The 15,682-nt window shown below is 42.1% G+C and carries 12 protein-coding genes and 1 pseudogene; 7 read left to right on the top strand and 6 right to left on the bottom strand.

Going from position 1 to position 15,682, the window contains the following annotated elements:
* Window positions 1–49: 49 nt before the first annotated feature.
* The 4 genes from glpK to glnA all read right to left on the bottom strand — a co-directional run bounded on the left by glpK (window position 50) and on the right by glnA (window position 5,315).
* Window positions 50–1,543: a glycerol kinase GlpK gene (glpK, locus tag L0B17_RS03290; RefSeq protein WP_235087564.1), complete on the bottom strand. Its 1,494-nt coding sequence runs from the start codon at window positions 1,541–1,543 to the stop codon at window positions 50–52.
* Between the two features lie 57 nt (window positions 1,544–1,600).
* Window positions 1,601–2,029 (bottom strand): nuclear transport factor 2 family protein, encoded by a 429-nt coding sequence (locus L0B17_RS03285; RefSeq protein WP_235087562.1) that lies wholly within the window; start codon window positions 2,027–2,029, stop codon window positions 1,601–1,603.
* 70 nt (window positions 2,030–2,099) lie between these two features.
* Entirely contained in the window at window positions 2,100–3,452 is a 1,353-nt protein-coding gene (locus tag L0B17_RS03280; protein ID WP_235087560.1) for an outer membrane protein transport protein, read from the bottom strand.
* A gap of 453 nt (window positions 3,453–3,905) precedes the next feature.
* A complete protein-coding gene (gene glnA / locus L0B17_RS03275; RefSeq protein WP_235087559.1) occupies window positions 3,906–5,315 on the bottom strand; it encodes a glutamate--ammonia ligase in 1,410 nt (469 codons plus the stop codon).
* A gap of 560 nt (window positions 5,316–5,875) precedes the next feature.
* Between glnA and typA the strand changes: the two genes are divergently transcribed.
* The 5 genes and pseudogenes from typA (at window position 5,876) to glnG (ending at window position 11,461) form a co-directional block, all read left to right on the top strand.
* Entirely contained in the window at window positions 5,876–7,687 is a 1,812-nt protein-coding gene (gene typA, locus L0B17_RS03270; RefSeq protein ID WP_235087557.1) for a translational GTPase TypA, read from the top strand.
* Between the two features lie 192 nt (window positions 7,688–7,879).
* Window positions 7,880–8,185, top strand: a complete 306-nt coding sequence (gene ppnP / locus L0B17_RS03265) for a pyrimidine/purine nucleoside phosphorylase (protein ID WP_235087555.1) — start codon at window positions 7,880–7,882, stop codon at window positions 8,183–8,185.
* 117 nt (window positions 8,186–8,302) lie between these two features.
* Window positions 8,303–8,851, top strand: a complete 549-nt coding sequence (locus tag L0B17_RS03260) for a DUF4124 domain-containing protein (protein ID WP_235087554.1) — start codon at window positions 8,303–8,305, stop codon at window positions 8,849–8,851.
* A gap of 127 nt (window positions 8,852–8,978) precedes the next feature.
* Window positions 8,979–10,022, top strand: a complete 1,044-nt coding sequence (gene glnL, locus L0B17_RS03255) for a nitrogen regulation protein NR(II) (RefSeq protein ID WP_235087552.1) — start codon at window positions 8,979–8,981, stop codon at window positions 10,020–10,022.
* Window positions 10,023–10,047: 25 nt separating this feature from the next.
* Window positions 10,048–11,461 (top strand): annotated as a pseudogene (gene glnG, locus L0B17_RS03250) (nitrogen regulation protein NR(I)).
* A 100-nt stretch (window positions 11,462–11,561) separates the two neighbouring features.
* Here glnG and fieF read toward each other — a convergent pair.
* Entirely contained in the window at window positions 11,562–12,431 is an 870-nt protein-coding gene (fieF, locus tag L0B17_RS03245) for a cation efflux pump FieF (RefSeq protein ID WP_235087550.1), read from the bottom strand.
* A gap of 236 nt (window positions 12,432–12,667) precedes the next feature.
* Complete coding sequence (locus L0B17_RS03240) at window positions 12,668–13,159, bottom strand: Spy/CpxP family protein refolding chaperone (RefSeq protein WP_235087549.1); 492 nt, start codon at window positions 13,157–13,159, stop codon at window positions 12,668–12,670.
* A 411-nt stretch (window positions 13,160–13,570) separates the two neighbouring features.
* Between L0B17_RS03240 and L0B17_RS03235 the strand changes: the two genes are divergently transcribed.
* Window positions 13,571–14,251 (top strand): response regulator, encoded by a 681-nt coding sequence (locus L0B17_RS03235; RefSeq protein WP_235087547.1) that lies wholly within the window; start codon window positions 13,571–13,573, stop codon window positions 14,249–14,251.
* Window positions 14,251–15,633, top strand: a complete 1,383-nt coding sequence (locus L0B17_RS03230) for an ATP-binding protein (protein ID WP_235087546.1) — start codon at window positions 14,251–14,253, stop codon at window positions 15,631–15,633. The genes L0B17_RS03235 and L0B17_RS03230 overlap by 1 nt, the downstream gene beginning before the upstream one ends.
* Window positions 15,634–15,682 lie beyond the last annotated feature (49 nt).

Genomic DNA, 15,682 nt, shown 5'->3' with positions numbered 1-15,682 from the left:
GCTTGATTTTGCTACCTTTTTATTGACTGCATTTTATTTCTAGATAGGTTTAAGGCTCTTGTGTGCTCACCTGCTTCACCGCATTAATCCAACCTTGATATAAGGTTTCACGGGTAGCCTTATCCATTTGGGCACTGAAAATGCGATCAGTTGCCAGCATTGACTGCAATTCTTGCGTCGACTGCCACACCCCTACAGCAAGTCCTGCTAAAAATGCCGCTCCCATAGCAGTGGTTTCAACTACCTTAGGTCTTAATACGCTCACATCGGTTATATCTGCTTGAAATTGCATTAAGAAATCATTAGCGACTGCACCGCCATCAACACGAATTTGGGTGAGTGGCACGCCAGAATCTTTACTCATGGCATCAAGTAAATCACGCGACTGATAAGCAATTGACTCTAATGCAGCGCGAATAATATGACTCCGATTGACACCGCGAGTTAATCCGACAATAGCTCCTCGAGCATCGGCATCCCAGTAAGGAGCACCTAAACCCACAAATGCTGGTACCACATAAACACCATTGGTATCACTCACTTTATCGGCATAATATTGGGTATCGCAGGCATCCTGAATTAGCCCTAGCTCATCACGTAGCCATTGAATAACCGCCCCGCCCATAAAAACTGATCCTTCTAGTGCAAAACAGGCTTGGCCTTTATCGCCAATAGCCACTGTGGTTAATAACCCATGGCTGGATTCAACCGCTTTATCACCTGTGTTCATCAATAAAAAGCAGCCGGTGCCATAGGTATTTTTAACCATGCCCGGCGCTAAGCAAAGTTGACCAAATAAAGCTGACTGTTGATCGCCAGCCATCCCTGCTATAGGAATACCCTGACCACCGGCTAATTCAGTATGACCGTATACTTCACAGGAGGATTTTACTGCGGGCAATAAACTGCGCGGTATTTGAAATAGGTTTAATAACTCGTCATCCCATTGCTGAGTATGAATATTATAAAGCATGGTTCTAGAGGCATTAGTCGGTTCAGTGACATGAACTTCGCCTTGGGTTAATTTCCAGACCAGCCAGGTATCAACAGTACCAAATAGCAAATCACCAGCTTCAGCTTGCGCCCGCGCTCCTTCAACATTATCTAAAATCCACTTAATTTTTGAAGCTGAAAAGTAAGGGTCTAATACCAAACCAGTTTTTTGCCGAATACGACTTTCTGCGCCTTGTGCCTTTAATTGCTGGCAAATGCTTTGGCTGCGTCGACACTGCCATACAATCGCATTATAAATCGGTTTTCCGGTGTGCTTATTCCATATAATCGTCGTTTCACGTTGATTGGTAATGCCTATAGCGGCAACCTCATGACGACTAATACCAGCACGCGTTAACACTTCCACTAATGAAGAACTTTGTGACGACCAAATCTCCATCGGATCATGTTCCACCCAACCAGCCTGTGGATAGTGCTGACTAAATTCTCGTTGTGAAATTGCCACAATGTCTGCTTGATGATCAAACACAATCGCTCTAGAACTGGTGGTTCCCTGATCTAACGCAATAATGTATTTTTTGGCTTCCATGTGACGCTCTCTTATTTACTTAAAATGCTAAGCCGTTAATTTTATATGTGCCGCAACTTACTGATGAGCATCACATTCATGTGCCTTGTAATACCAAACCGCTGCAATTCTTTGTTGCTCAAATAAGTATACGCCGATACTGCATCTCGACACCCACTTACCCTCTTTTTGCCAAGTCACTTGCTCAACCGTGCTGACAAAGTCACCGGAGTCAATCGATTTAATCACTCGAGAATGCGCTCGATTAGCATCTAAAAAATACTCTTTCATTGATTTAACTAACTCGTCTCTTGTGGTTGTTTGATTATTAATTCCTGCACGTGTCACATCAAACCACAACGCCTCTTTAGTCACCATTTTGCCCATCAACTCTGGGTCACGTAAATTAAATGCCTCAACAAATTGGCTCACCAGCTGGCTTTTATCATTAGCTTGAATAGAAAAGCTCGCTATCAAGGCTATGGCGATTATTATAAATTTAATCATTCTCGTTTCCTTATTCTCACAAAAAAGCCCCGCAATGCGAGGCTATTACAAAGCGGCTCAAAAATGCGGATTACATTTTGTAGCTTAACTGAACTCCCGCAAGCCAAACATCACCACTTGCCTCGCCATCAAAGTTCACTAAAGCCAATCCTGCTAGATTTTGCTGTTCATTAATCGGCGCATCACCATACATACGAATATAGGTTACCGCAAAATCAACGGTAAGGTTTTTACTGGCTTGATAACCTGCCCCCATACTAAACCATAAACGGTCAGAATCTGGAATAGTTGTCGTACGATATTGATCTTCAACAGCCGTTTTATCTAATGCTAAGCCTGCACGAACCAACCAATCATTATTAAGCTGATAAGTACCTCCAAGGGCATAACGCCAGTTATCCTTGAAGTTCTCGTCTTTAACTAAGTCAGATTCAACGCCACTAACTGGTTTTTGCTCGCCAGGGAAGTATGCCACTAATTGATCAAATACACTCCATTGAGTCCAATTGATACTGGCATGCATGGCAAATTTTTCAGTAAGCTGATTATAAGAAGCTAATTCTGCAAATGCAGGCAGCTCAATTGGAAGATAACCATCAATTGATAAATCTTGACCACCATCATAAAGCAAGCCAGATGCATGGCCATCTAACTCAAGTTCAACACCACTATGATAAGCCAAACCTAACCGGTGATCAGAGTTAATTTGCCAGCTTGCGCCCAATTTCCAACCCAAAGCAATATCATCACCTTCCATTGCTTTTAACGTCATACCGGTATCGGGTAAACGTGCAGCTACCGCTGCGGGCAATGCTGGATTAGATTTAATTGCTCCAACCCAGGCAGGAGTCGTCGCACTGATACTACCTTCGCCATAAACCACACGCAGACCACCACCAACTGAAAATTGCTCATTAATTCTGTAAGCAACATTAGGATTAAATTCTACAGTGGTAATCGCTGTTTCATTACCAAAAATTGCCGCTGCATGCGTGGTATCTATTTCAGTTGCTAGACCATAGTTTGAGTTTACTGTTAATCCCCAAGTCCATTGCTCATTTAGCTGGTTAGAATAATAAAAGTTAGGCACAAATGCGTTACCCGCTACGTCGTGCGCACTGGCTGGCACATGCATAATTTGAGCGCCCAATAGAGGTGAAGTAATCGCAATATCACCCGTCACGTCAATATTAGGCATGACATAAATGCCACCCGCTGACAGCTGACGTCCATTCAAATAAGTTAACATTGCAGGATTACGTGATTGAGCAGACGCGTTATCGGCCATTGCCGCTTCACCGGCAAATGCACGACCTAAGCCCGTTGATGAGTATTCTGCTAACTGAAAACCTGCCGCTTGAGCTTGTGAAGTGGTGCCAAAGACAATGGCTGATATTGCCAAAGTGATTATTGTTCTTTTCATTATCATTCTCTTAGTTATTGTTTTGACATCTGCCTTTAACCCCAAACGACTTTTAGAGTAATTGCTCGGCACTTATGCGGCGCAAGTTTACGGATCTAAAACGCCATTGCAACAGCTAGCTTGCAAATGCTGGTTCACAAAGTGATTGATATTACTGATAACTTGCTCACAAGTTATTCAATAAAAAACAGCATATCGAAGAGGTGTTGGCTGAATAATTACACTTAAATGTCGAGGATAATAATTATTCTATTATATCAATAACTAAGAGTAAAAAATTTGCTAATCTTAACGCACACTAGTTAGCTGAGTTAACAACAGAAATTCGCCAAGAATGAATTAAAACAGAATAAGAAAGGTTGTAAATAATTGTAAAAATGACTTAAGAAAAAGCCCCGCAATCAATGCGAGGCTTTATTATCACTTAACTGCTAATAAATTAGCGCATTAAGATTATAGGCTGTAATACATTTCAAACTCTAACGGATGAGTCGTACGGGCTACACGCTCGGCTTCAGCAGTCTTCAATGTGATGTAAGACTGGATGAAATCTTCGCTGAATACACCGCCTTTAGTTAAAAACGCATGGTCAGCTTGTAAGTTTTCAAGTGCGTTTTCTAAAGATGTTGCCACTTGTGGGATCTCAGCCGCTTCTTCAGGAGGTAAGTCATATAGATCTTTGTCCATAGCATCGCCAGGGTGGATCTTGTTTTGAATACCATCTAGGCCTGCCATCAATAATGCCGCAAAACCTAAATATGGGTTTGCATGTGGATCAGGGAAACGCGCTTCGATACGACGACCCTTAGGACTTGGCACTACAGGAATACGAATAGAGGCACTGCGATTACTCGCAGAGTAAGCTAACATAATCGGCGCTTCAAAATGTGGCACTAGACGCTTATAAGAGTTAGTACTTGGGTTAGTGAATGCGTTCAATGCACGAGCATGTTTGATAATGCCACCAATATAGAAAAGTGCCATTTCACTTAAACCAGCATACTTATCACCAGCAAATAAATTTACCCCATCTTTAGCTAGCGACATATGTACGTGCATACCACTGCCGTTATCACCCACAATAGGTTTTGGCATAAAGGTTGCTGTTTTACCATAAGCATGCGCCATATTGTGAACAACATACTTTAGAATTTGCACTTCATCTGCTTTCTTCGTCAACGTATTAAAACGCGTTGCAATTTCGTTTTGACCCGCTGTCGCCACTTCGTGGTGATGCGCTTCAACAACCTGTCCCATTTCTTCAAGTATCAAACACATTGCTGAACGTAAGTCTTGTGAAGAGTCTACTGGTGCTACTGGAAAGTAACCACCTTTAACCATTGGACGGTGACCTGTGTTGCCATCAGCATATTCTTTTCCTGAATTCCATGCGGCTTCTTTTGCATCGATTTTAACAAAACAACCTGACATGTCAGTACCAAAACGAACATCATCAAATATGAAAAATTCAGGTTCTGGGCCAACTAATACAGTATCTGCAAGACCGGTAGACTTTAAATATGTTTCGGCTTTTTTAGCGATTGAACGTGGATCACGGTCATAGCCAGTCATTGTGCTAGGTTCTAAAATGTCACAACGGATAAGCGCAGTTGTTTCTTCAGTGAACGGATCTAGCATGAAAGTAGACGGATCAGGCATTAGTACCATGTCTGATTCATTAATACCTTTCCAGCCTGCAATTGAAGATCCGTCAAACATTTTGCCGTCTTCAAAAAACTCATCAGTTACTTGATGAGTAGGAATAGATACATGCTGCTCTTTACCTTTAGTGTCGGTAAAGCGTAAGTCAACAAACTTAACTTCTAATTCTTGAAGTTGCTTTAATACTGATTCAACTGACATTCTCAAGCCTCCGGTAGGGTCAAGGGTATTCCCTTCTAATATTTAATATTACTGTTTAGCAAGTATTATTGACTTACTAAACCGATGTAAAACAATGATGTCCACATGATGACATTTACTTAGCTATTATCATGCCAGATATATAAACACATGATTTATATGAGCTTGATGTTTTAGGTTGTTCCTTGAAACCAAGGATTGCACCAAAAAGATCCACCAACCGCACCATAATAGTGCACGCGCCACTGTAGTGCATGTCAACTTGATTATATAGAGACTTATACCAAAAAAGCGCGCCCAGATAACAATTTACTAACCAAAATAACGAAAACAGTATTCTTCATCTTTTTTAGCGTCTATAGAGGTAAATAAAAAGATTTATATCGCTAAATTAACTGTAAATTTAGCGCATAATAAAATGAAATAATGGAGTGTTCAAAAAAAATCCTATCTACTGAAGCCCTGCTGGAGTAGAATGGCACGCTTTTTTATGGTGGCTACGCTTAAATAGTTACTGTAAATAATCCCTTTTTTTATTTGATGGTATAGAGGTTTTATCAGTGCTAGAGAATTTACGTAACATCGCCATTATTGCACACGTTGACCATGGCAAAACAACCCTGGTAGACAAGTTGCTGTCACAGTCAGGTACCCTTGAATCCCGAGGAGAAGCCACTGAGCGGGTGATGGACTCCAACGATCTTGAAAAGGAACGTGGGATCACTATTCTGGCAAAAAATACTGCCATCAAGTGGAACGACTATCGTATCAATATCGTTGATACCCCTGGCCACGCCGATTTCGGTGGTGAGGTTGAGCGTGTTCTGTCTATGGTTGACTCAGTATTATTGATAGTTGATGCCGTTGACGGCCCAATGCCACAAACTCGCTTTGTAACAAGAAAAGCATTTGCGCAAGGCTTAAAGCCAATCGTTGTAATCAACAAAATTGACCGTCCAGGCGCTCGCCCAGATTGGGTTATCGACCAAGTATTTGATCTGTTCGACAACTTAGGCGCGACTGACGAGCAATTAGATTTCCCAATCGTTTATACTTCTGCCTTAAACGGTTATGCAACGTTAGATCCTGATGTCGTCAGTAATGAGATGACACCATTGTTCCAAACTATCGTTGAAAAAGTATCTTTCCCAGATGCTGACTCGGAAGGCGCATTCCAGATGCAAATTTCACAAATCGATTACAACTCATACGTGGGTGTTATTGGTATTGGTCGCATCAAGCGTGGTAGCGTAAAACCTAACCAACAAGTTACTCTTATTGGCGCTGATGGCAAAACTCGCAACGGTAAAATTGGCCAAGTATTAGGTTACATGGGTCTAGACCGTACCGAAATTGAAATTGCTAACGCTGGTGACATCGTGGCTATTACAGGTTTGGGCGAGCTGAAAATTTCTGACACTATCTGTGCCGTTGGTACAGTAGAAGCTTTGCCTCCGTTAACTGTTGATGAACCAACACTAACGATGACATTCCAAGTAAACACTTCTCCGTTCGCGGGTAAAGAAGGTAAGTATGTTACTTCACGTAACATTCTTGAACGTTTACAAACTGAATTAGTTCACAACGTTGCACTGCGTGTTGAAGAAACTGACAGTCCAGATCGTTTCCGTGTATCAGGTCGTGGTGAATTACACCTATCTATCTTGATTGAAAACATGCGTCGTGAAGGTTACGAGTTAGCAGTATCACGTCCAGAAGTTATTTTAAAGACTATTGATGGTGAGCTACACGAACCATTCGAAACCGTTACCGTTGACGTTCAAGAAGAACATCAAGGTACCGTAATTGAAAAATTAGGTGTACGTAAAGCTGAAATGAAAGACATGCAGCTTGATGGTAAAGGTCGTGTGCGTATCGACTTCGTTATCCCAAGCCGTGGCTTAATTGGCTTCCAAACTGAGTTCTTAACTGCAACTTCAGGTACAGGTCTAATTTATCATTCGTTTGATCACTACGGTCCACACAAAGGTGGCGATATTGGTCAACGCGCTAACGGCGTATTGATTTCAAACGCAACGGGTAAGGCATTAACATTCGCACTATTCGGTTTACAAGACCGCGGCCGTCTGTTTATTAGCCACGCTGCAGAAGTGTATGAAGGCCAAGTAGTTGGTATCCATGCTCGCTCTAACGATTTGACAGTAAACTGTCTTAAAGGTAAGCAGTTAACTAACATGCGTGCATCAGGTACTGATGAAGCACAAGTGTTAACAACACCTATTACATTAACGCTTGAACAAGCACTTGAATTCATCGATGATGATGAATTAGTTGAAGTCACTCCTAAGAACATCCGTGTTCGTAAGAGATTTTTAACTGAGAACGAGCGTAAGCGTCATAACCGCAGTTAATTGAAATTAATAAGTGGCGTTATATTGACCCCTTATTAATATCTAAAAGCCCAGATTATTCTGGGCTTTTTTATATCTGTCGATTTAATACATTCAAGCATAAATAATTCATATCTAAACCCCAAAAACAACTAGATATACATTATAAATAGATATAAATTCACTTAAAACATTTATGGAGTATCAAAAAACATGTTAAAAAAAGTCGATGTAGCCCTACAGGCTAATGTTTATTTCGATGGAAAAGTCATTAGCCGCACAATATTTTTGGCTGATGGAAACAGACAGACGTTAGGCGTAGTTTTGCCAGGAGAATATAGCTTCTCAACCTCTCAAGGTGAAGTGATGCAAGTCACATCAGGTAATTTTGAGGTGTTATTACCAGGTGCAACTGAATGGGTAAATTACTCAGCTGGTACCCAATTTGAATTAGCAGCCGATGTCAGTTTTAGCATTAAAACCCAAGGTATTGCTGAATATTGCTGTAGTTACCTGTAAGTTGTCTCGCCAGCAGATTAATGACGAATAAATCTTAGCCATAACTCAAGGGTTTTGGCTGATTTTTTATCAAAAAACAGCTAACCTAGTAAAATGCACACGTAAAAGGATTATATTATGCGCATTTTATTATTGACCTTGTTACTGATCAGTATCAGTAGCACTGCTGCAGTTTATCGGTGGGTAGATGAGAATGGCAAAGTTCATTATGGTGACGAAGCTAAGCCTAATGCCGAACTTGTCGAGGTCAAAGCAAACACTCAAAATACCATAGCAATTAATGACGCCCTGGTCCTAAGCCCTACGGACTCAGCCGCACAAAATGATCCAATTGAGCTTATCTTACGCATTGTATCGCCAACACATGATGAAACCATTCGCAGCAATGAAGGTAAATTTGATGTTATTGTCAATGTTGCCCCCACACTCCCCAGAGGTATCTTACTGACACTTTTTATTGATGGCGAAGTCAAAGCTCAACCACAATCCTCCACAACGTTCAGCTTAACGGGCATTTATCGAGGCGAACACATCATTGTAGTCAAAGCATTGGATCAAAACGGCAAAGTCCTTGCATCCAGTTCTCCAAGAAAGATATTTCTTCACCAGGCAAATATAAGTAGGATGGTAAAACCAACCCCTTACTATGCAATAAAAAACAATTAAAACATCATGATAAAACATAAATTGTTTTAATTAACTTTGCTATTTGCCTGCGTGAACTGAGTTGCAGCTCGCACCATATTGGTGCACCATAATGGTGCGAGCTGCAACCCAATAATCAGGATGGCGAATGGACACCAATAACTTACTCAATCATTTAGTCACCGCTGTACTGGTGATCGACAGCAAATTAAAGCCCTGTTTTGCTAACGCTGCTGCCGAGCAGCTATTAGCTGTCGCCAACCATAAATTGCTCGAGTTAAGCTTGCCTGACTTATATCAGTTTTTAGGTGTTGATGAACATATTTTGCGAGATGCTGTGTCATCGAACCAAGGGATCACAGTTAACACTGCGACATTGGTCACCTTAGACGGTCAGCATCACACTATAGACTTGACGTTAATTCCTATCGAGAATGAACAAAACCTCAGTATTTTAGAGCTGCGACAAGTTGATCAACAACGTCGTATACACCAACAGCTAAACATGGACGCGCAGCAACAAGCGGCTCAATATCTAGTGCGTAATCTTGCCCATGAAATTAAAAATCCACTCGGGGGATTGCGTGGTGCTGCCCAGTTACTATCAAGAGAGCTCCACTCGCCCGAATTAAAAGAATTTACCACTTTAATCATCGAGCAAGCGGATCGCCTGCGCAACTTAGTCGATAGATTATTAGGCCCACAACGGCCAACTCAGCATACCGAGCACAATATTCATCAAGTGGTGCAAAAGGTATTAAAGCTGGTTGAAATGGCATTACCCGCCAACATAAAGCTAAAGCGTGACTACGATCCATCTATTCCCGATTTTCAGATGGATCACGACCAACTCCAACAAGCCGTACTCAATATTGTCCAAAATGCTATTCAAGCACTGGAACATACTGGTGGTGACATCTTGATAAAGACCCGAACTCAACATCAAGTTACCCTTGGCACACAAAGGTATAAGTTAGTGTTAGTGCTGTCGATTATTGACAATGGCCCAGGTATTCCCCCCGACCTAATCGACACTTTATTTTACCCTATGGTGACAGGCCGTGAGGATGGCTCAGGTTTAGGCCTATCAATTGCACACAACATCGCAAGATTACATGGCGGACGTATTGATTGCGTATCAGCTCCAGGCCATACCGAATTTATCATTACCCTGCCATTACAAAAATTCTAGACCTTAGGCAGCACGAGGTAACAATATGACAATAAGCGAACAAGTCTGGATTTTAGATGATGATAGCTCCATTCGTTGGGTGCTAGAAAAAGCCATCTCAGGCGCAAAATTAACTTGCGCAAGCTTTGCTGCCGCCGAGTCACTATGGCAAGCATTAGAGCTCGCTCAACCCCAAGTGATTGTGTCTGATATACGTATGCCGGTACCGATGGGTTAACCCTGCTAGACCGCTTACAGCTGCACTACCCACATATTCCCGTGATTATCATGACAGCTCACTCAGACCTAGACAGTGCTGTCAGTGCTTATCAAGCTGGCGCATTTGAGTATCTGCCTAAACCGTTTGATATTGACGAAGCTATTGCGCTGGTTGAGCGGGCATTAACCCACTCAACAGAGCAAACCCCAACAATTTCAGCAGTTGACACCCCCGTAAAGACACCTGGAATTATCGGTGAAGCGCCTGCAATGCAAGAGGTGTTTCGTGCTATTGGCCGTCTATCTCGCTCCTCTATCAGCGTATTAATTAATGGCCAATCTGGTACAGGTAAGGAGTTAGTCGCAGGTGCACTTCATAAACACAGCCCACGCAAAGATAAACCGTTTATCGCCCTGAATATGGCTGCCATACCTAAAGACCTGATTGAATCAGAACTGTTTGGTCATGAAAAAGGGGCATTTACTGGGGCGGCGAATGTGCGTCAAGGGCGCTTTGAGCAAGCTAATGGTGGTACATTGTTTTTAGATGAAATTGGCGATATGCCGCTCGATGTACAAACGCGCTTATTGCGAGTGCTATCAGATGGTCAATTTTACCGTGTTGGTGGCCATCAATCTGTGCAAGTTGACGTGCGTATTATTGCCGCAACTCACCAAAACCTTGAGTTACTGGTGCAAACGGGCTCATTTCGCGAGGATTTATTTCATCGTTTAAATGTGATTAGAGTCCATTTACCTCCTTTATCACAACGTCGTGAGGACATCTCTCAACTCGCTACACATTTTCTCAATACTGCGGCAAAAGAAATGGGCGTAGAGCCTAAAATGTTGACCAAAGAAACAGCGGTAAAACTGTCACAACTGCCTTGGCCGGAAACGTGCGCCAACTTGAAAATACCTGTCGATGGTTAACCGTAATGGCATCCGGACAAGATATTCTGCCACAGGATTTACCACCAGAATTACTCAAAGATCCTGTCGCCGTCAGCCAATCAAATGCGGCACATGCGGACTGGCAATCGGCACTTAAAGACTGGATAAATGAACGGCTCAGTGCGGGTGATAACGATTTATTAACCGAGATACAACCTGCATTTGAACGCATATTACTTGAAACAGCGTTAAAGCATACCCAAGGTCACAAGCAAGACGCCGCTAAATGTTTAGGCTGGGGGCGCAACACGTTAACCCGTAAATTAAAAGAATTATCAATGGAATAACGCTCTTGCATGTCTAAGTTTTCATGCCTAAGAGACAAAACTTAGGCATGACCTTAACACCATTTATGTGACTGACTATGATATTTTACCAACAAAAAGCCTAAACGGGATCTTGATGAATTATCACTTCGGCATCTTCAAAGGCATTTCTGATACGCCTCTCTGTCGAATCTGCAATTGAATGTGCTTCAAACAATGGCTGTTTACCATCTAATTCTAAATGCATCTGAATAAACATGGTTTTTCCTGACTGACGAGTTCGAAGATCATGAAGCCCCTTGACTCGTTTGTCCTCTAAAGCCAATGTTTTAATCTGTTCACGAGTATCAGAATCTAACTCCCTGTCTAAAAGACTTTGTATTGAACGATAGCCTAAATCAATGGCTTGCTGACCAATAAAGATGGCTATCAACACGGCAAATAACCCATCAGCCCACCACCAACCATATTGCGCCAATACTAACGCCAACAACACTGCTGCGTTTAAAAATAAATCTGACTTATAGTGCAACGCATCGGCTTCAACCACTGTGCTGTTGGTTTTTTCCAGTGCTCTTTTTTGCAACAACACTAAGGCTAAGGTCATCACAATAGCGATAATAGAGACAATCACCCCTAAAGTGGCGTGGGTAACCGGCACAGGGTTAATCAACTTTTCACCGCCGTAAAACAACAATATGCAGGCAGAACCTAAAATAAACCCCGATTGTGCCAATGAGGCTAACGGCTCAGCTTTACCGTGGCCATAACGGTGATCTTTATCGGCTGGCACAATCGCATAACGCACCGCAATAAAGTTGACGATTGACGCCAAAGCATCAGCAAAAGAGTCAGTTAACGATGCCAGCATACTTGCCGAACCAGAATACAACCACGCTATAAGCTTAATTACTATCAAGCAAAGGGCGGTCGCTACCGCAGCACGGCTGGCCAATTTTACCCAAAAATCATATTCTGACGTTGCACTCATAAAAACTTATCGACTCTTTATACTGATAATTTACCAACCATTACTATAGCAAGTTGATGACTGAATTAGGATAAAGTTTACTAAACAACCCAATCGTCATATACAAAATGTGACCTTTCTCAACCAGGTATAAGTCGCAGGCTTAGATAAACAACAAAGCCATTACCCTGAGGTAATGGCTTCTATCTCTTCCAGCTATTCTTATCTATTTAGCCTATATAAAAATAGACTAATGATTAATGACGTGATGCGTGGCCTTTGCCTGAGTTAAATCTATCTTGAAACTTTTGTTGTTGCTCAGGGGTTAATAATTGATAAATTTCGTTTTGCATTTTCAGATGAGTTAACATTTTTTGTAACTGCAGCTGTTGCTTTGCTTCAGCCATTTCAGTGGCTTTAGCTTCATCAAAACCGGCAGTAGTAATTAACGCTAGCATCTCTGCTTTGTGTGTAGCACGTTGCTCTTTTGTTGGGCGCTCTGGACGATTAGCTTTATATTTGCCGAATATCGCTTTAACTTGCACTTTCTGCTCGTCAGTTAATTCCAATGCACCTAACATTTTATGCATGCCGCCCTTGTGGCCATGTTGTCTATCACCTTTAGGGGCAACTTGTTCAGTGTGTACCGTGCTGCCTGTTGTGTCTGTGGCGTATAACTGACCAGTCAATAATGCTGAACTTGCCACTAAGGCAACTAAACTCGTTTTTAAGATTGATGATGGTTTCATGTTAAGTTCCTCGGTATAAAAAAAGGGGGTATTTTCTGCCTCAGCAGATTTGATACTCAGTTTACTCAGTGCAATGTCAATGAGGGTTAAGACAGCGTAAAACTGTGTAAAGAGGGTTCGAGTAACACTTTAGCGACAAAAATTGATCATCGAGTAAGCATAACTAGGTAATCAACACTACCGCAAACTTCGGCTAATCTAGACTTGAACCAGCACAAGCAACATGTTCAACCGGTGATCATTCCCCTATTGGGTGCGATTAATGATATTGACCTTCATTATCGTCAAACTGACGCCAGCAAAAATGATAACTTTGCAAACGATTGAGTGACCTAATGTAAAACTGTGCAATGATGATTTCATCTCAGCTCGCCATAGGCTAAAGTGCTTGAATGCATATTGAGGGCTGAAATGAATCGAATTTTACTTATTGACGACGACGCCGGATTGTCAGAATTATTAACCCAGTTATTAGAAATGGAAGGCTTTGCTGTCAGCCAGGCCTATGATGGCCAAGAAGGGCTAACTAAAGCGCTACAAACTGACTTTGATCTGATCCTATTGGATGTCATGCTGCCACAACTCGGCGGCTTTGAAGTATTAAAAGGCATTCGTAAACGCAAGCAAACTCCAATATTGATGTTAACCGCCCGTGGCGATGAAATTGACCGCGTGATTGGCTTAGAGATCGGCGCAGATGATTACTTGCCAAAACCGTTTAATGACCGCGAACTCATTGCCCGTATTCGAGCAATATTGCGTCGTGCGAGCAATGCAGAACAATCAGCTAATGATGCTATTCAAGTCGGTGACTTACGCCTAGACCCTAAGCGTCAAGAAGTTTATTGCAATGAACAGCTAATTATTCTGACATCAACCGAGTTTAGCCTGCTGCTTAATTTACTTGCCAATTCGGGTGAGTTAGTGACTAAAGAATCGTTAAGTGAAAGTGTATTGGGTAAGAAGTTGATGCCCTTTGATCGCAGTTTAGACATGCATTTATCCAACTTGCGTAAAAAATTACCCGAGCGAAAAGATGGCCGAACGAGGGTAAAAACCCTACGTGGTAAAGGCTATATTTGGATCCCTTAATGAGTACAACTAACCCATTAAATCGTTTATTCTTTAAATTGTTAATTGGCTTTTGGCTGTGCAGTTCTTTGACCATTGCCTTAGTGTTAATTCTGCCTATTATCATGCAGAATCAGGACCGTGCGCCACTTGAAAAGCATTTACAGCAAGTGCTGCAAACCGTTGCTAAAGACATTCAACAATCACCCGATATCCTCACCACAAATAAGCTATATAAACTGCATCGCCAACATTCAAAACAAAACAAGCCGCTACGTATCTACCTTGTAAACGATGACGGTCAAGTCATTAATAGTCGTAAAGTGCCTCGTTCATTACGACAGTTTCTATTAATGGCAGAAGATGCCCAGCAGCCAATTAGTCATCAGTTTAGAAATGAGCTTATTTTTGGCCCTTTATCTTTCAGTGTTAACCAGCAAGCCTTTCAGGTCTATGGTCGTGTGCCTGCTAATCACCCTAGGCCCTGGTTCTTTTACTTTTCAGAAAACAAACTACTCACAGCCTCTATCGCCATCCTATTTTCAGGCTTGTTATGTGGTTTACTCGCTTGGCACCTTGGCAAACCACTCAACAGCCTAAAGCGCAGTGCCAATGCACTCGCGCAAGGTGACTTATCGCATCGAGTAGACAAAACCACCGCCAGCAGAAGTGATGAAATGGGCCAACTGGCACTCACGTTCAACAGTATGGCCGACTCTATTGAAGCTATGGTGACCAATCAACAAAGGTTAATGGGAGACATCTCCCACGAACTGCGCACGCCGTTAACTCGGTTGCAATTAGCCTTAGCGTTAAGCCGTAAAAAAGGTCAGCAAAGTGAAGAACTAGAACGTATCGGCTATGAAGCATTACAGCTTGAAGCGCTAATTAGCGAGTTGCTCACACTATCTCGGGTAAGCTTAGCCAGCCATGAAAACAAACTGATGCTGGAATTAGCAGAATCATTAAGCCAAGTTTTAGATGACGCCGAATTTGAAGCCGAGCAACAAGGAAAAAACTTACACATTGATATTCCTGACGCGCTACAACTGCCCCAGCATCCAAAAACATTATCTCGCGCCATAGAAAATATACTCCGCAATGCAATCTGTTATGCCAGTAGCCAGATCACCATTAGCGCAATTCAAGTTGGTAAGCACATATTGATAACGGTAGAAGACGATGGTCCAGGTTTAGAGCCAAAAGAGCTCGACGCTATTTTTAAACCTTTCTATCGTCCTGACGATGCTAGAGACAGGCAAAGTGGTGGCTGGGGTTTAGGCTTGGCAATTACTCAAGCTGCCATTAAATTACACCAAGGCAGTATAGTCGCAGAAAACCTTATCAGCCCTGCTGGTCAGCGCCAAGGCCTTAAGCTCAGAATCAGTCTACCGGTAAGCTAGTTAATATAGAAAAACAGACTTCTGCTACTTATATTATAACAGGCTGGAG

The organism is Shewanella sp. OMA3-2 (assembly GCF_021513195.1).
Lineage (GTDB): Bacteria > Pseudomonadota > Gammaproteobacteria > Enterobacterales > Shewanellaceae > Shewanella.
The sequence above is the reverse complement of the archived record's forward strand: the minus strand, read 5'-3'. Positions and strand labels throughout refer to the sequence as shown.